Source organism: Occallatibacter sp., assembly GCF_049582745.1.
Taxonomy (GTDB): Bacteria; Acidobacteriota; Terriglobia; order Terriglobales; family Acidobacteriaceae; genus Telmatobacter.
This window is the reverse complement of the sequence record NZ_JBAUUO010000009.1, coordinates 24,812-40,896: the sequence shown is the minus strand read 5'-3', so window position 1 is coordinate 40,896 and position 16,085 is coordinate 24,812. Positions and strand designations below refer to the sequence as shown.

Sequence of the window (16,085 nt, the reverse complement as noted above, 5' to 3'; positions counted from 1 at the left end):
TCAGAATTTGCAAACCCAGTCCAAGTTTCGTCTGCTCGTGGTCCGTCTCGGCGCCATGGGCGACATTCTCCATGCCCTTCCGGCCGTCACGGCGCTGCGCATCGCACATCCCGAATGGAACATGGAATGGGTGGTTGAACCATCCTGGCGCGCTCTGCTCGCGGCAAAACAAAGTGCGGGCCGCGATACTGCCAACGATCATCCCATGCAGCCCCTCGTTGATCGCATCCACTTCGCATCGTCAAAGCAGTGGCGCAAAACTCCCTTTTCTGGCAAGACGCGCCGCGAAATCAGTGCGCTTCGTCGTGCCCTCAAACATGAGCGGTACGATGCTGTTCTCGATCTCCAGGGAGCGCTGCGGTCGGCGGTAATCGCTCGGATGGCATCGAGCCGACGCATTATCGGCGAATCTCATCCCCGCGAGGGCATCGCCCGCTGGCTCTTTACTGAACACATTGACACGCACACCGCCCACGTCATCGAGCAGGATCTTGAGCTGGCCTCGTCGGTCGCCGCAGACACGCTTGTCCCTGTCCAGCCCTGGCTTCCTGCCGATCCCGACGCCGAAGCGTGGGCGTGCGAACAGCTTCAATCGGGCGAGCCCACCATCCTCATTAACCCCGGCGCAGGATGGGGCGCCAAGCGCTGGCCTGCCGAGCGCTACGCTGAAGTCGCGCGAGCCTTACTGAATCGCGGCACCCGCGTCCTGGTCAATGCAGGACCCGGCGAATTGGCCCTCGCCAACTCCATCATCCAGAAGACCGGAGGGGGCGCCTCTCTTCTACTGTGTTCCGTCGAACAGCTCATCGCCATCACGCGCCGCATAAGCCTTGCCATCGCCGGCGACACCGGTCCGCTTCATCTCGCCTGCGCCCTCGGGCGCCCAGTCGTCGGCATCTATGGCCCCACCGATCCAAGCCGTAACGGTCCTTATGGCACACGCTTCAAGGTGCTCCGCAGTCCCGAGAGCCGCCGCGATCACTCCCGCCACGACGCTCCTGAAGCCGGCTTGCTCACCATCACACCCGAAGATGTCCTGCGGGCTGCCGAGGAACTGCTCTATTCTGAGGCGGCCCTATGAGCTCGCACGAATCATCTCCAAGACGCAAAACCACGGAGTGGTGGGAAAAGGTGGCGCGGCGCATTCGCGTGCCTCTCGGGTTCCTAACCGCTGCCGTCTATCTCTTCGAACTCTGGCGCCATCAGCCCCGTCCCTCGGCAATTGCCTGGAGCTTGCTCCTTGTCCTGCCGGGTCTCTGGCTCCGCGCCTATGCCTCCGGTTATGTCAAAAAGAATCGCGAACTTACCCAGACCGGCCCCTACGCGTACACGCGCAATCCGCTCTACCTGGGCTCGATTCTTATCGCTGCTGGATTTGCCGTTGCCTTGCTCAGTTGGCCCGTGGCGGCGATACTCACCGCCATGTTCTTGATCGTTTATGTGCCGGTAATCGCCTCGGAAGAACGGTTTTTGCGGTCCAATTTCGCGGATTTTGCGGCCTATAGCCAACGGGTTCCGCGCCTTTTGCCGCGGATCTCGCCTGCCCTTCTCTCTGGCGGCGAAACCGAAGTTTCTTCGGGCAAGTTCTCTCTCGACCTCTATTTAAGACACCGCGAGTACAATGCATCTATAGGAGCTGCCCTGCTTTATCTCTGCCTGCTCTTCCTCCGGCCGGTGCTTGGCTTGTTCCTACATGTGCCGCACTAAACTGCACTGCGGTGCAATCAGGGGTCGCTGGCAGCCGGTTTCAACGCCAATTCCGTCCAATTCTTTGAGGAGCAAAGTTCACCGGTGAGAAAGCGCACGATGTTCAGGACAATTTTTTGCGCTCTCGCCTGTGCATCGGTATTGCATGCCCAGCAACCCCCGCAAGCAGCCACGCCGCTTCCCCCATTGCCCCCGCCCCGGCCTGGTTTCAGCTTCCCCCAGAATCAGACCCTCACTTACATGGTGGACTGGCGCGTCTTCTCGGCAGGAACCGCTGTCATCCATTTCGAGGCAGTGGGCGATCGCGAAAAACTGACTGCCAATGCCGACACCATCGGTGCAATCAACCTGCTCTTCCGCGCCAGCGACCAGTTCCAGTCGACCTTCGACCGCGCCAAGGGCTGCACCTACGAGTTCGACAAGCAGACCGTCGAAGGGCGCCGAAAGATCAACTCCACCCTCAAGCTGGACTACGCCCAATCGAAGTCCATTCTCGATGAGAAGAATCTCGTGACCGGGAAGGCGAAGCACGTTGAATTGCCAGTCCCAGGCTGTATGACCGATTTGCTTACCGGAGTGTTCTACGCTTCTTCGCAGCCGCTCGAGATCGGCCACAGTTTCGTTTTGCCGGTCGTCGACGCAATGCATAATGTGCCGGTCACCATGAAGGTGGAGGGCCGGGAACTCATCAAGACGACGCTGGGAACCTTCAAAACCATCCGCGTGCAACCCACCGCCGATGCTGGCGTAGTCAAGAACCGCGGCAACATCTGGATCTGGTACACCGACGACGACCGCCATCTCCCCGTCCAGATGCGGGCACGCCTCTTCTGGGGCACCATCACCTTCCGCATGGTCGGCAACGACAACAAATGAGAAGTGCAGTGAAGAAGACTCCTTCACTTCTTCACTTCTTCACTCCTTCACTTCCTCACTTTCTTCACTGCATCCTGAACCGTTCGCGCATCAGCCGTTGCAGCCGCGGCCAGTAGATCAGGTTGAAGGCAAGCTCTTTGTCGGGAAACATCAGCAGCGCGGCCTTGCGCGCGTCCGCCACCATCTCCGAAGCCTCGTCCACGGTGAGCGTCAAGTCCTGCGCGATGACCTGCATTACCATGCTCATCATGATCTGCAGGCGGCGAATCTTGCGGCTCTCTTCCTGCAACTCCTCAGGCGTCTGAGCAGGTTGCTTTGTCGAGTCCGTTGAAGCCGAGGGCGAACCTGCAATGCTTTCGCGCGATGCGCGGGAGTTCTCCGGCAGGACCATGCGGCAATTCCTCCTCTGCATTGGATGAAATTGTCGTGCTTGCTGTGCATCTTCGCAGCGGTTTTTTCGGCGACCGCCGCGCACCAGGGGATTGAGGAATCTACTGAGCCACCACCCGCAACCCTACCGACGCAGGATCCTCTTTCCAGCCCACAACATGATCGCCTTTGAAGTACACGCGAGACCCGCCGTAACCGAACTCATTGTCTGAGAAGAAGGTTGGAGTCCCTTGCAAAGCAATCACGTCGCCCTTCGACGAGCCTATCGCGTATGCGTGCTGGCCCGGCACCAGGGCCTGATCGGGCCACAATTTCACCCGTATCGGATTCTTGGGATCAATCTTCCATCCCGCCACATGCCCATCCCGGAAATCAATTTCCGTCCCGTTGTAGAACATCTTTTCTCCAGACGAGGACGTTGGGTTACCAAGAACGGCCAACACTTCCGTCGGCGTCAATCCCGGGGTGATGTAAGGCTTTGCCCCGGACACAACCCTCGCGGGCGCTACGGCCTTTGTTTTCGCTCCGGTTTTCACCGTGGCTTTGGGCACGGGTACTGGTTCATTGCTTTGTGCTGGCGCAGCCGGAGGCAGCGCATTTTCTGCCTGCGAGCCATGCAGGTCATCGGTCGCATTTCCCCACAGGCGCACGATGCCGGCGTGAACATCTCGCGATATCTCGGTTTTGAATTCTTCCCAGGATCGCTGCGTCTTTGGATTTGCGGAAAGGACGAAATCCATCGATATCCACAGAAACACCATCGCTGCGATCCCGCCAGCCAGGAACAAAACCCTGGGAAGAACCTTCTTGCCCGACCGTCTCCGAGTGCGTTTTAGAACCCTCTTCAGTTCGTCGGGCTCCTCATCCATTGGTTCGCGCGCTTTGAAGGTCTCTGCTGGTTGCTCTTCCGGTTCCGGGACGGGTTCTCGCTCTTCGGCCACAAACCTGGGCTCTTCAACCGCAGCCCCAAAAGCCAGATAATCGTGCGCCGCGTTGATCTCCTTCAGCTTTTCTTCCGCAGCTTGCCTGAGCCGCGGATCGCTCTGAAACCGATCCGGGTGCCACACCTTTACAAGGGTCCGATAAGCCTCTTCAATTTCCGCCAGGGAGGTGTATGGTTCCAATCCGAGCGTCTGCAGCGCCGCACAGCGGCCACAGAAGCCGCCAAACGTATCCGCCGGTTTACCGCACGCGCAGGTACTCATGAAGGTCGACGAACTCCTCGTCAGTCCCCAATTCCCGGAATGCCGCCATTATAGAGAATTCGAAGATCGTTTTGGCGATGGGCTGCTTTGCCGGTCTTCACTCAAATCGCAGAATGCGATACCGGCGAACCCGTAAAATAGAATTGGATGGCTTTCACCGAACAATACGACGTGGTCGTGGTGGGCGCCGGGCATGCCGGCTGCGAAGCGGCCATGGCTGCCGCGCGCATGGGCCTGAAGACCGCTTTAATCACCATGAATCTCGACCTGATTGCGCAGATGAGCTGCAATCCGGCGATTGGCGGCGTGGCCAAGGGGCACCTGGTGCGCGAGGTCGATGCGCTCGGCGGCATCATGGGTGAAGTAGCCGATGCCGTCGGCATCCAGTTTCGCCTGCTCAACACCTCGCGGGGACCGGCCGTCTGGAGCCCCCGCGCCCAGTGCGACAAACAGCTCTACCGCGTGAAGATGCGGGAGGTGCTTGAATCCCAGCCCGGTCTCCACATCCGCCAGGCCGAAGTCGTCGACCTGGTCATCGAAGAACAGGGAACAGGAATCAGCGATCAGGGACTAGAAAGCGCGATGGGTGCCCCCGGTCCCTCGCATTTGGGGACCGGGGAAAGCTCAATCATCGGTCCGCCTGAAATTCCTCGTCCAACACGCCCCCATCGCCGCGTCCTCGGACTCAAGCTCCGCGACGGTCGCAACCTCCTTGCCGGCGCCACCATCATCACCACCGGCACCTTTCTCAACGGCCTTATCCACTGCGGCGAAGAGCGCTATCCCGCTGGCCGCAGCGGCGAACCTGCCTCGGTGCTGCTGGGAGAAGCGCTCCGCGCTCTTGGACTTCGGACTTGCAGGTTGAAGACCGGAACCCCGCCTCGCCTCGACGGACGCACCATCCGCTGGGATGCCTTCGAAGAACAACCCGGCGACGCCGAGCCCACGCCTTTCAGCTTCCGGACCAGGAAAATCGTTCAGCCCCAGGTGAGCTGCCACATCGCCTTCACCACGCCGGAGACGCTGCGCCTGATCCGTGAGAATGTCCACCGTTCCGCCATGTACTCCGGCCAGATCGAAGGCATCGGTCCCCGCTACTGTCCGTCCATCGAAGACAAAATCGTCAAATTCCCCGATAAGACGCAGCACCAGTTCTTCCTCGAACCTGAAGGCCTCAACACCCACGAAGTCTACGTCAACGGCATGTCCACTTCGCTGCCGATGGAAGTGCAGTGGCAGATCGTCCGTTCCATCCCGGGCCTCGATCAGGCGGAGATGCTGCGTCCCGGCTATGCCATCGAATACGACTCTGTCGACGCTACCGAGCTGGACCGCAGCCTCCGCGTGAAATCGATGCAGGGTCTCTACCTCGCCGGCCAGATCAACGGCACCAGCGGGTATGAAGAAGCCGCCTGCCAGGGCATTATGGCCGGCATCAATGCGGCGCTCTGGCTAAAGGGCGAGCCGCCGTTTCACATGGATCGCACCGAAGGATATACCGGTATCCTCATCGACGACCTCATCTCCAAGGGCATCAACGAACCCTATCGGATGTTCACGTCGCGCGCGGAGTTTCGCCTTCACCTGCGCATCGACAACGCAGACCGTCGCCTCACGCCCCACGGACGCCGTCTCGGCCTCATCAACGACGGCGCCTGGGCCGAATACGAGCAGAAGCAAGCGCGCATGGCTGCGCTTGAAACCCTCCTTACAACGCGCAAAGTCGACACCGAAAAGCTGGCCGCGGCGGGATTGGCCGATCTCTCATCCGTTGCGGGTCAAACCTGGGCGCAGCTTCTCAAGCGTCCAGAGGTCGGGATTCAGCCTGCCCTCGCAGCTTTGCGCGAAAGCCTCGCAACGGACCCGCTGCTTGCTGAACTCGCCCACGTCGACGAAGATTCCGCGGTGCGTCGGGCGCAATTGCACAACGAAGCCCGCGCCGTCGAGACCGAAATCAAGTTCGCCGGATACCTCGATCAGCAACGCAAGGCCATCGACAAACTGAAGGCCGCGGAGTCCGTTTCCATCCCCGCTTGGATCGACTACAGCGTCATCAGCGGCCTATCCCGCGAAATGCGCGAAACGCTCGAGCGCGTCCGGCCCATCACCATCGGCCAGGCCAGCCGCATTCCCGGCGTCACTCCGGCTGCGCTTTCACTCGTTCACGTTTCCATCCGCGTGCAGGGTGCGGGGCGAGGGCAGGGATCCGGCGGAGCACTCTCGGCGAAGCCGCCGGCTGCAAAGTTCGGATAAAGGCTTCCGGCTCTTACTGGTCCTTCTTTTCGCTCTTACCGAAGATCGGAATGTGGAACGGAAATTCCGCACTGGACTGCTTTTTGCTCTTGCCGCCGTCCTCGCGGAGTACCGTCCGCTGCGAATTGATGCAGAGCCAACCGCTGTGCGCGCGCTCAAACACGTGCGTGAACACGCCCTTTTCATCCACCTGGCCGGAAGAGCCACGATGGTGCAGGACATAGGTTCCATTTGCCACGGCGATATCGCCCAGCATCCGAACCGTCACCACCTTCTGTTCAAGGTGAAGCGTCTTGTCCCCGGTACCAAGTAGGTAGGCTACTTGCTGGTTCCGGGTTGAAATGTCCCCCGACGCCGCAACGTCAAGAAACAACGGGGAAAGCACTAACTCCAGGCCATATTGATCGCGCCGGTTAATGGCATCGTCCCAGGAATCCTCTATCTTCTGAAACTGCTTGATCTCCGGAGATGAGGTTGTCGTTATGGGCATCTGGACGGGCGGAGGGGTAGGAGCCGGAACCTGTGCCACCGCAGTGCAGGAGAGAAGAACTACAGAAAAACAAACAGCAATACGAGTCATATCCGTGCCAATACTCCCAAACACGATGATATCTCTTGGACTTCAGACAGGGCTTGGCGGAAGCCGCAAACGCGCAGGCAAAGTGGCCGAATCTCAACTTAGATCAGGTTTTGCAGCCGGTCCGGCTGATGAAGCGTGATCACCGAGTCCTCGATCGAAATCGTTCCGTCCTTGCGGAATTGGCCCAGTGTCCGGGTGACGGTCTCACGCGTCGTGCAAGCCATGGATGCCATTTCCTCGTGCGTCAGGAGCAGCGGGAAGCGGAACCCGCCATTCACATGCTCGCCGATCTGGTGCGCAAGTTCCAGAAGCAACCGGCCAAGCCTGCCCGCAACAGTCTCTGCCAGAGAAATGCGGCACGCGTCCTGCAAGGCAAAGCGATATTCCTGGCAAATGCACTGGACCGCGCGCATCTGCGCTTCCTTGTGATTGCGCAGAAATGTCAGAAATCGTTCCCGCTCGATTGGACGAAGCTGTGCCGGGGTCAGCGATTCGGCTGAAACCTCATACACTCCGTGCGACAGAGCTGCATACAGACCGAGCATCGACCCAGGGCCTGCTACGCGCACAATCATCTGCCGATCCTGGGCGCGGCCCGCGGTGAGTTTCAGATATCCGCTGCAAATCAGGTAAAGGCAGCGCGCATCTTCACCCTGTGTGAAAAGGGTAGCCTCGGCAGGCAGGCTGATGGTGCTGGTTACAAGTTCCAAATCCGCAAGAACGGCGCTTCCCAGCGAACAAAACCAGCCAGGACGACGATTGGAACATGCCGCGCAACCGACGGGCGACGGGCGGGAGAGGCTCCTCTGCCGTCTTTGCGGGCCCGCGATGACTTCGTACTCGGCCATAATATTGTCCACGATCAGTCTGCCTATTTGCGCCTCTCTGTGGATGTGATGGGGCTCACGTGACCGCGCCCAATCGGTGGTGTGCCAACTGAAAACGAACCCTGAATCCCATTCGGCTTCGCCGTTTTTTCCGGGACATTCCCGTGGGGAGAATCTTGCTCGGTTTTCCCTGAACGACGAGAAAGTCGAATGTGTGACGGAACGCAAGCTCCCTGTCTTCAAGTCGGTTTCAAAGCCGTCCCGCAGGGAGCCTTCAAGTCCGGTGCCCTGCAGCCGTAACGAGGCCAGGCATCCGTCCGCAAATTAATAGAAAATAAACACTTATTAGGAAGAACCACCTATCCTGATTCGAAAGTGGATTCGCGTAAACCATCCCTCAATCAAGATTCATTCTCAATCCGTTTAATTGTGATGACGCAATGTGATGGATGTCACCGTATCTGTCTACGACCCACTGTACGATTGCGCACATAAGGTGGTGCTCCACACATAATGCAACTTTCCCTCCAAACCGTTCAAAACTGCTCAACCTGTTAGAAGGGCAGTACGAGAGAATCGCGAACGTCGAGTCGAAATCTGCGACCGGAGCTCATCAATGTGGATTTCTATGCATAAGGAAGGGCCAAATATGCGAACGCAACCGATTCCGGCTCAGGGAATTCTCCCCAAACCGCTCGTCTCGTTGTTGCTTTTGCTCGTGGTGGTTTTCTTCTCCGCCTGCGCATTCGCTGCTCCAGCAAAGGGTGTCAACCCGGCCGGTGCGAAATCAAGTCAAGCCGCAGCCGCTCCGGGAGACTACGTAGGTCAGGAGACCTGCGCAACCTGCCACGATGAAGTCGCCAAGGGATTCAGCTCGAATCCGCACTCCAAGCTCGCGGAAATGCACGGCAAGACCGGAGTGACGTGCGAAGGCTGCCACGGACCGGGCAAAGCGCACGTCGATGGCGGCGGCGACATCACGAAGATCTTCAATCCCGCCAAGGCGACCGCCAAGGAAGTCGACGCAAAGTGCCTTAGCTGCCACCAGGGCCAGCACGCCAACTTCGAGCGCACTGCCCACGGCCAGAACAATGTGAGCTGTGTAAGCTGCCACAGTATTCACCACGGCGAAGACAAGGAGCAGTTGCTCAAGGTCGCAGAACCCAAGCTTTGCTTCCAGTGCCACACCGATACCAAGGCGCAGTTCAACATGCCCTTTCATCACAAGGTGGAAGAAGGCCTGTTGAAGTGCTCCGACTGCCACGATCCGCATGGCACATTCGATAAGAAGAACCTCCGCTCCTCGTCCCAAATGGATGCCGTCTGCACCAAGTGCCACTCCGAAACAGCGGGCCCGTTTGTCTACGAGCACGATGTGGTCAGAACCGAAGGCTGCACTGCCTGTCACTTCCCGCACGGCGGACCGAATCCGCGCCTTCTCAATCGTGCCAACGTGAACACGATCTGCCTGCAGTGCCACTCACCGTCGCCGAACTTCACCACCGCTCAGCCTTCCGGACCGGCACATAACCAGGCGGCGCAATACCAATCCTGCACCATTTGCCATACCAGCATTCACGGTTCCAACGTGAGTCCGGTGTTCTTCAATTCCAACTGAGTAAGGGGCGAGCGATGACAAAGCAGACAACACACGCATACAGTCTGGTTGGGTCGCCGGCCGGGTTCACAATATCCCGGTGGTGCACCCTTACCGCAGTGGCCATGCTGGCCATTTCCGCAATCAGCGGCTTCGGGCAGCAGCCCCAGGCAACGCAACCTGAAACCGCTAAGCCGGCAGCCGAAAAGAAACCCGCAGCTGAGCCGAAACAGAAAATGCTCGGCAACTACAGCATGCACTCCAGTGTCGAACTGGGCGGCGTCATCACCCAGAAAGACGGCAGTCGCGCGATGTGGGCCACCATGGTGAACGAGGGGACAGGGATGCGCATCCTGAACCAGTCGCTCGAACTCCGCACCATGAACCCCTCGAAGACACCGTTCTTCGATACTCTTTCAACGGCCAGCTTCGGCTACGGCGGCGAACCCAATGACGTCTCTTTCCTGAAGATGTCGAAGGGAAAGCTCTACGACTTCACCGGCAGCTTCCGGCGCGATCGCAATTATTTTGATTACAACCTATTGGCAAACTCGCTCTTGTCCACGGCGACTGCAGCCAGCCCGGCCTTGATTTCCGAGCCGGATTCCCTGCACCTGTTCAACACTGTGCGCCACAACAGCGACGCGTTGTTTACGCTGTTCCCGATTTCGAGAGTAAGCTTCCGCATCGGCTACAACCACAACACCAACGAGGGGCCCACCTTCTCCACCATCCATAACGGCGGAGACGTCCAACTCTCGCAGTGGTTCCGCAACGCACTCGATACCTATACCGGTGGCGTCGACTTCAAGTTGGCCAAACGCACCACGTTGAGCTACGACCAGTTCTTTGCGCTTTACCGCGGCGATACAACCTTCCAGATTGCGCCCACACCGTTCACGCTCGCCAACGGAACACCCGCGTCACTCGGCGTTGATACGCTGGCCGGCACAACCTGCGGTACGGGCGCCAACAAGACCGCTGAAGTCGTGAACGGAATTGTCAATCCGTACTGTAGCCAGACGCTTGTGCAAAGCGCGGTCTCACCGACGCGCACAACATTCCCAACGGAACAGTTCCGCTTCAGTTCGCACTATTGGGACAAGGTGGCGTTCAACGGCCGTCTCACCTATGTTGGCGGCGTCATGAACGTCAGCAACTTCAATGAAACGTTCAACGGCCTGCTAACCCGCACCTTCCTTCGCCAGGAGATCAGCACCGGCGGTATGGGGAACGGCCGGCTCGCGCACAACAAGCGCGACAGCCTCAATGGAGACTTCGGTGTCGAAGCGGAACTCAGCAAGTACTTCGCGGTTTCCGATGCCTTCTCGTATCGCGACTTCCGGCTCGAAGGCAACAACATCCTTGTAAATGAAACCTGGGCCGACAGCGGTACGCCTCCGCCGATCCCCACCGCGAATCTAAACGTCAACACACCGCTCAGCAGTCTCGTCGATTCCACCTCGACCACGCCGAACAACTATTTCCTGAACCAGAAGATTATCGGTAATACGATTCTCGGCACGGCGACGGTGATTCCCGAGGTGAAGTTCTCCGCTGGATGGCGCTTCGATACGCGCAACATCGTGGATCCGGGCGACGACCTTACCTGGCATCAGAACGGCATGCTGCTTGGTCTCGTGGCTACACCGTCGCCGATCTTCCGGTTCAACGTCAATTTGGACACGCTGAATTGGAAATCCGCCAATGGCGCCACGCCGAGCAATACCTACACCCGCGAGGCGCCCGACAAGGTCTACCACGTCAGGGCGCGAGCCAGCGTGAAACCCGCAAAGTGGATTAACTTTGCCGTGACGGCCAACGATTTCGAAGGCAAAAACCGCGATCCCCTGGTGAATCACTTTGAGCACAGCCATGACCTGAGCTTCGCAACTCAGATCATCCCCAGTGAGAAGTTCAGCTTCGACATGAACTACGCTCATGACGATGTCTCCTCTCAAACGGATCTCTGCTACATCTATGTGCCGACAGCGGCCTATCCTCTGCCGTCCGGCGCGCAGGGATCCGCGGGAACCTGCCTGCAGACTGCCGACAATCCTGGAGGCACTCTGCCCACGCAGTCGGCTTCAACACAGCTTTATCTCGGAAACGGCCGTTATGACGCTCCGGTCAACTTCTTCTCCGGCGCCATCAGCTGGGCTCCGTCGAAGTACTTCCGTCTTAACGGTGGCGCTCGTGTTACTCATACCAACGGCACTGCCGAATTTCTTAACCCGCTGATGGTCCCCGGCGCACTGCAGTCCAAGGTCCTGTCGCCCTTCAGCGATTTGCTAATCAACATTGCGCCACAATGGGCGTGGCACGGTAACTGGGTTCATCATGGATACGACGAAGCCGGCGGTCCTGGTCCGGCTGCGCGTACCTTTCATGGTGACGTTGTAACTCTGGGTGTGAAGTACGCATTCTGAGTAGTGGATGGACTGGACTCCGTAGAGCTGCACCGGTCCACCCATCAATGAATGAACGTCGCAGTTGCGAATCTTCGCGGCATCGAAGTACCGCGGCTGCTTTGAACGATGTCCCTTCGTCGGCGATCTTCCCCGCGCAGTTACAAGGGGAGATCTCTGGGAGAGCTAGACATGAGTAAGTTGACTCGCAATGGTGTGACGGCAATTCTGGTTCTGCTCCTTGCCGGCACCGTGGGCTTCGCGCAATCTGCCGGCGAAGCGACGTACAAGGCAAAGTGCCAGATGTGTCATGGAGAAAAGGGCCTCGCGGATTCCGGTGCAGGCAAGGCGATGAAAGTGAAGCCCGCCACCGATCCGGATGTAAAGAAGATGAGCGAAGTGCAGATGGTCGATGCAGTCCACAACGGCATGGGCAAGATGCAGGCCTACAAGGACAAGTTGACCGACGCGCAAATCAAGGATGCAGTCGGATATTTCCGCACGTTCGCAAAGTAATTGAAGTCGTTTGTTCGTAGTCCGTTGTTTGTTTGCAGTTGAATGCAGTTCCGGCGCATCCTCATAAATAATGAGAATGCGCCGGATTTCAGTCAGAAAGCCCCTCGAACGGCATCACATGAGCCAGCTACTTATTGTTGTGTTCAGTGTTTAAAGAAGTAAGCTGAATGGGCATGGCCCCCTACCATCTGGCCATAATGCATTTTTGAAGGAGTCTTGCAATGACGAAGACAATTCGATCGATGGCGGTGCTGGCGGCAACAGTGTGTATGGCCGGCTCCATGGGCTTCGCTCAATCAGCGGGTGAAGCAGTCTACAAGGCAAATTGCCAAAGCTGCCACGGCAGCTCCGGAACACCGAGCCCAGGCATCGCCAAGATGATGGGCGTCAAGCCGGCTGCAGAGTACAAGACGACAGAGAAGGAACAGATTGATGCTGTCAAGAGCGGCAAAGGAAAGATGAAGGCGATGTCTCCCAAACTCACCGACGCGCAGATCAAGGACGCCGTCGACTACTTCCGCACCTTGAAATAGGCTAAGCATCCGGCCCGCTTCAGGCGGCTAGATCCCGGTCGTAATTTCGGGGTCCCCGGCGACAGGTCTTCGTCGCTGGGGTTGTTCGGGGTGGTTGAAGCGGGTCATTTCTTGTCTGGGGGAGACAAAATAATGTTGCAGCGATTCCGCGAGAACTGGGTGCGGCCGGCGCTGTTCTTCGGCAACAATCCAATCAGCCTGGCCGGCGGCGCCATCACCAGCGCCGCCGGTGTCACCATGATCGGCTACTGGCTGGTGGAGTTATTCGGCCGGCCGAATGATAACCCTTACCTTGGAATCATCTTCTTCCTTATCCTGCCCGCGCTATTCGTACTCGGGCTGTTGCTCATCCCGATCGGCGTGTTCATCCGCCGCAGAAAGCTACAGCAGGCGGGTCAGATTCCCGCTGAATTTCCCAAGATCGATCTCAACGACCGCATGTTCCGGCATGGCCTCGATATCGTGCTGGTCGCGACCATCGTCAACCTGCTGGTTGTCTCCATGGCCAGCTATCGCGGTGCAGCTTACATGGATTCTCCGCAGTTCTGCGGTGCGTCCTGCCATGTCATGCACCCCGAGTACACGGCCTACAAAGTCTCCGCGCACTCTCATGTGGCCTGCGTCGAGTGCCACATCGGTTCCGGCGCACAATCCTATTTTGAAGCGAAGGTGAACGGCACCAAGCAACTTGTCGAGGTTGCTTTTAACCGGTATCCCAAACCGATCCCTTCGCCCGTCCGCAATCTGCGCCCGGCCCGCGAAATCTGCGAAGGCTGCCATACCCCGGCACGGTTCGTCGGCGAAAAGCTCCTCGTTAAATCAAGCTTTGCCGACGACGAAAAAAATACTGAAACACAGAGCGTGGTCGTTCTCCACCTCGGCGGAGTAGATTCCTTCTCCCACCTCACGGGCATTCACGGAGTTCACCTCGGCCGCATTGAGTACATCGCTACCGATCCCACCCGCACGACGATCCCGTGGGTCGAGCGCACTTATCCTGACGGTTCGAAAACTGCCTTTGCCGCATCGACGCTCAAGGGTGCGATTCCACAGGGCGAGCGCCGCGTGATGGACTGCATCGACTGCCACAATCGCGCAGCCCACACCATGCAGACCGCGGAAGATGCACTCAACCGCGCCATGGCCGAAGGCGCCATCAACCCCGAGTTGCCCTGGGTCCACAAAGAGGGACTCGAACTGCTGAAGGCCAGCTACGCCACTGAAGCCGAAGCACGTGTCAAGATTCCCGCGCAGCTCACTCAGTTCTATCGCGACGCGCACCCTGATGTGCTGGCCGCCCACCCTGATCTCGTCAAATCTGCGGGCGAAGGCCTGGTCTACGTCTTCACCACCAACGTCTTTCCCGACATGAAGGTCACCTGGGGCACTCACCCGAATCATATCGGGCACATGAGCTATCCCGGCTGCTTCCGCTGCCACGATGGCGATCACGTATCAAAGGACGGGAGCAAGTCGATCACACAGGACTGCTCTGCCTGCCACAACCTCCTTGCGGTTGACGAGGCCAAGCCTAAAGTCCTCTCCGATCTCGGCATTCAATAAAGAGTGTTGTGCACCAGTTGGGGAGCTGGGCGGCGTAAGCCGCCCCGCGGTGTTTTTGCACACCTCACATCTGCCCGTGATAGGCTGGCTCTTCACTCCTGAGGGCCCAATTCACGATGCACTCCACCAAAGCTCTGCATTTCAATCTGGTCGCTGCAGCTCATGCCGAAATGATCCAACGAGGGTTTCAGCCCGACTTCCCCGCTGGAACCGATACTGAACTTGCCGCCATTAAAGCGCAGCCCGCGTTGCCTTCCGCTCCGGGCGCCCAGGATCTTCGTAGCCTCCTCTGGTCTTCCATCGACAACGACACCTCCAAAGACCTCGACCAGATCGAGTGGGCCGAACAACTGCCCGACGGCCGCATCCGCGTGCTGATCGGTGTGGCGGATGTTGACGTGCGCGTACCCCAAGGAACTCTGCTTGATAAACACGCCCAGTCTGAGACCACTTCTGTCTACACCGGCGTAAAAGTCTTCCCCATGCTCCCCGCCGATCTTTCCGAGGGCATCACGTCGCTCAACGAGAACGAAGATCGTGTCGCCATGGTCGTCGAATTCGCCGTCGATCCCAGCGGTTGCGCTTCTGGAGGCAAAGCCTATCGCGCGTTGGTTCGCAATCGTGCTCAACTGGCGTATAACAGCATCGGCGCGTGGCTTGAGGCCCGTGGCCCGGCGCCCGCCAAGGTCGCAGCCAACGCCGATCTCGCCGCCCAACTCAAGCTCCAGGACAAGGCCGCGCAAGTTCTTGTCGGCTGCCGATTCCAGCACGGAGCCCTCGATCTTGAAACCATCGAGACGCATCCGATCATGTCAGCCGATGATCAGCCTGTCGGCATCACCAAGCTCGAAAAGAATCGTGCCACATCCCTCATTGAGGAATTCATGGTTGCAGCCAACGGCGTCATCGCGCGCACGTTTGAAGATGCCGGCGTCGCCTCCATCCGCCGCATCGTTCGTACTCCCAAGCGCTGGGATCGCATTGTTGAAGTCGCCAATGGACTTGGCACCAAGCTTCCCGAACAGCCGGATTCCAAAGCGCTCAACGATTTCCTCCTCGTGCAAAAACAGAAGGATCCCGACCACTTTTCCGACCTCTCGCTGACGGTCGTCAAGCTCATGGGTCCCGGCGAATATGTGCTCGTCAAGCCGGGCGAGGTGTCACCCGGTCACTTCGGCCTCGCCGTGCAGGATTACACGCACTCCACCGCGCCCAACCGCCGCTTTCCCGACGTTGTGACCCAGCGCCTCATCAAGGCCCACGTCGCCAAAGCCGCGCAGCCCTATTCCGAGGGAGATCTCAACGCCATCGCACTGCGCTGCACGCAAATGGAGGACGCCGCCCGCAAGGTGGAGCGCGATATGCAAAAGCGCATCGCCGCCGTGGTCCTCCACCCGCGCATCGGCCAGACCTTTCACGCCATCGTCACCGGCGTGAATCAGTCGGGAACCTTCGTGCGCGCGATTGATCCGCACGTTGAAGGAATGCTTGTGAATGCCGGCAAGCCGGGCGCGAAAGGCCTCGACGTTGGCGATAAGCTCGACGTCAAGCTGGTCAACACCGACCCGCAACGCGGCTACATCGACTTCGCCATGTAAGTCACTGCATAGCAATTCCTAACAGGCTACGG

At 58.6% G+C, this 16,085-nt stretch carries 14 protein-coding genes; 10 read left to right on the top strand and 4 right to left on the bottom strand.

The genetic code is table 11. The annotated features are described in order from the left end of the window. Positions 1–7: 7 nt before the first annotated feature. From WCA10_RS00945 to WCA10_RS00935, 3 genes are all read left to right on the top strand, one after another. The gene (locus tag WCA10_RS00945) at positions 8–1,081 is read left to right on the top strand and encodes a glycosyltransferase family 9 protein (RefSeq protein ID WP_472820603.1); all 1,074 of its coding nucleotides are present in this window, start codon (positions 8–10) and stop codon (positions 1,079–1,081) included. Further along, complete coding sequence (locus WCA10_RS00940) at positions 1,078–1,707, top strand: methyltransferase family protein (protein WP_472820602.1); 630 nt, start codon at positions 1,078–1,080, stop codon at positions 1,705–1,707. The genes WCA10_RS00945 and WCA10_RS00940 overlap by 4 nt, the downstream gene beginning before the upstream one ends. Before the next feature lie 99 nt (positions 1,708–1,806). Then, on the top strand, positions 1,807–2,583 hold the full coding sequence (locus WCA10_RS00935) for a DUF3108 domain-containing protein (protein ID WP_472820601.1): 777 nt from the start codon (positions 1,807–1,809) through the stop codon (positions 2,581–2,583). Between the two features lie 64 nt (positions 2,584–2,647). Here WCA10_RS00935 and WCA10_RS00930 read toward each other — a convergent pair whose 3' ends face one another. Further along, positions 2,648–2,974: a hypothetical protein gene (locus WCA10_RS00930; RefSeq protein WP_472820600.1), complete on the bottom strand. Its 327-nt coding sequence runs from the start codon at positions 2,972–2,974 to the stop codon at positions 2,648–2,650. 100 nt (positions 2,975–3,074) lie between these two features. Continuing rightward, positions 3,075–4,178 (bottom strand): DnaJ domain-containing protein, encoded by a 1,104-nt coding sequence (locus WCA10_RS00925; protein WP_472820599.1) that lies wholly within the window; start codon positions 4,176–4,178, stop codon positions 3,075–3,077. A gap of 147 nt (positions 4,179–4,325) precedes the next feature. Between WCA10_RS00925 and mnmG the strand changes: the two genes are divergently transcribed. Then, positions 4,326–6,431 carry a tRNA uridine-5-carboxymethylaminomethyl(34) synthesis enzyme MnmG gene (gene mnmG / locus WCA10_RS00920; protein WP_472820598.1) on the top strand — a complete coding sequence of 702 codons (2,106 nt, stop codon included), beginning with the start codon at positions 4,326–4,328 and terminating at the stop codon, positions 6,429–6,431. Positions 6,432–6,444: 13 nt separating this feature from the next. On the opposite strand, the gene WCA10_RS00915 is transcribed toward mnmG, so the two are convergent. Then, entirely contained in the window at positions 6,445–7,011 is a 567-nt protein-coding gene (locus WCA10_RS00915; RefSeq protein WP_472820597.1) for a nuclear transport factor 2 family protein, read from the bottom strand. Between the two features lie 98 nt (positions 7,012–7,109). Beyond that, on the bottom strand, positions 7,110–7,871 hold the full coding sequence (locus WCA10_RS00910; protein ID WP_472820596.1) for a Crp/Fnr family transcriptional regulator: 762 nt from the start codon (positions 7,869–7,871) through the stop codon (positions 7,110–7,112). 616 nt (positions 7,872–8,487) lie between these two features. Here WCA10_RS00910 and WCA10_RS00905 point away from each other — a divergent pair. From WCA10_RS00905 to WCA10_RS00880, 6 genes are all read left to right on the top strand, one after another. Next, on the top strand, positions 8,488–9,456 hold the full coding sequence (locus WCA10_RS00905) for a DmsE family decaheme c-type cytochrome (RefSeq protein ID WP_472820595.1): 969 nt from the start codon (positions 8,488–8,490) through the stop codon (positions 9,454–9,456). Positions 9,457–9,470: 14 nt separating this feature from the next. Next, the gene (locus tag WCA10_RS00900; protein WP_472820594.1) at positions 9,471–11,864 is read left to right on the top strand and encodes a hypothetical protein; all 2,394 of its coding nucleotides are present in this window, start codon (positions 9,471–9,473) and stop codon (positions 11,862–11,864) included. 171 nt (positions 11,865–12,035) lie between these two features. After that, positions 12,036–12,359, top strand: a complete 324-nt coding sequence (locus WCA10_RS00895) for a c-type cytochrome (RefSeq protein ID WP_472820593.1) — start codon at positions 12,036–12,038, stop codon at positions 12,357–12,359. A 221-nt stretch (positions 12,360–12,580) separates the two neighbouring features. After that, positions 12,581–12,892 (top strand): c-type cytochrome, encoded by a 312-nt coding sequence (locus WCA10_RS00890; RefSeq protein WP_472820592.1) that lies wholly within the window; start codon positions 12,581–12,583, stop codon positions 12,890–12,892. A gap of 132 nt (positions 12,893–13,024) precedes the next feature. Continuing rightward, positions 13,025–14,455 (top strand): cytochrome c3 family protein, encoded by a 1,431-nt coding sequence (locus tag WCA10_RS00885; protein ID WP_472820591.1) that lies wholly within the window; start codon positions 13,025–13,027, stop codon positions 14,453–14,455. Positions 14,456–14,571: 116 nt separating this feature from the next. Next, positions 14,572–16,053 carry an RNB domain-containing ribonuclease gene (locus tag WCA10_RS00880; RefSeq protein WP_472820590.1) on the top strand — a complete coding sequence of 494 codons (1,482 nt, stop codon included), beginning with the start codon at positions 14,572–14,574 and terminating at the stop codon, positions 16,051–16,053. The last annotated feature ends 32 nt before the right edge of the window (positions 16,054–16,085 follow it).

Coding starts and splice junctions, on each gene's coding strand:
- WCA10_RS00940 (WP_472820602.1), top strand. CDS start 1,078: ATGAGCTCGCACGAATCATCTCCAAGACGCAAAACCACGGAGTGGTGG.
- WCA10_RS00935 (WP_472820601.1), top strand. CDS start 1,807: ATGTTCAGGACAATTTTTTGCGCTCTCGCCTGTGCATCGGTATTGCAT.
- WCA10_RS00930 (WP_472820600.1), bottom strand. CDS start 2,974: ATGGTCCTGCCGGAGAACTCCCGCGCATCGCGCGAAAGCATTGCAGGT.
- WCA10_RS00925 (WP_472820599.1), bottom strand. CDS start 4,178: ATGAGTACCTGCGCGTGCGGTAAACCGGCGGATACGTTTGGCGGCTTC.
- mnmG (WP_472820598.1), top strand. CDS start 4,326: ATGGCTTTCACCGAACAATACGACGTGGTCGTGGTGGGCGCCGGGCAT.
- WCA10_RS00915 (WP_472820597.1), bottom strand. CDS start 7,011: ATGACTCGTATTGCTGTTTGTTTTTCTGTAGTTCTTCTCTCCTGCACT.
- WCA10_RS00905 (WP_472820595.1), top strand. CDS start 8,488: ATGCGAACGCAACCGATTCCGGCTCAGGGAATTCTCCCCAAACCGCTC.
- WCA10_RS00900 (WP_472820594.1), top strand. CDS start 9,471: ATGACAAAGCAGACAACACACGCATACAGTCTGGTTGGGTCGCCGGCC.
- WCA10_RS00895 (WP_472820593.1), top strand. CDS start 12,036: ATGAGTAAGTTGACTCGCAATGGTGTGACGGCAATTCTGGTTCTGCTC.
- WCA10_RS00890 (WP_472820592.1), top strand. CDS start 12,581: ATGACGAAGACAATTCGATCGATGGCGGTGCTGGCGGCAACAGTGTGT.
- WCA10_RS00885 (WP_472820591.1), top strand. CDS start 13,025: ATGTTGCAGCGATTCCGCGAGAACTGGGTGCGGCCGGCGCTGTTCTTC.
- WCA10_RS00880 (WP_472820590.1), top strand. CDS start 14,572: ATGCACTCCACCAAAGCTCTGCATTTCAATCTGGTCGCTGCAGCTCAT.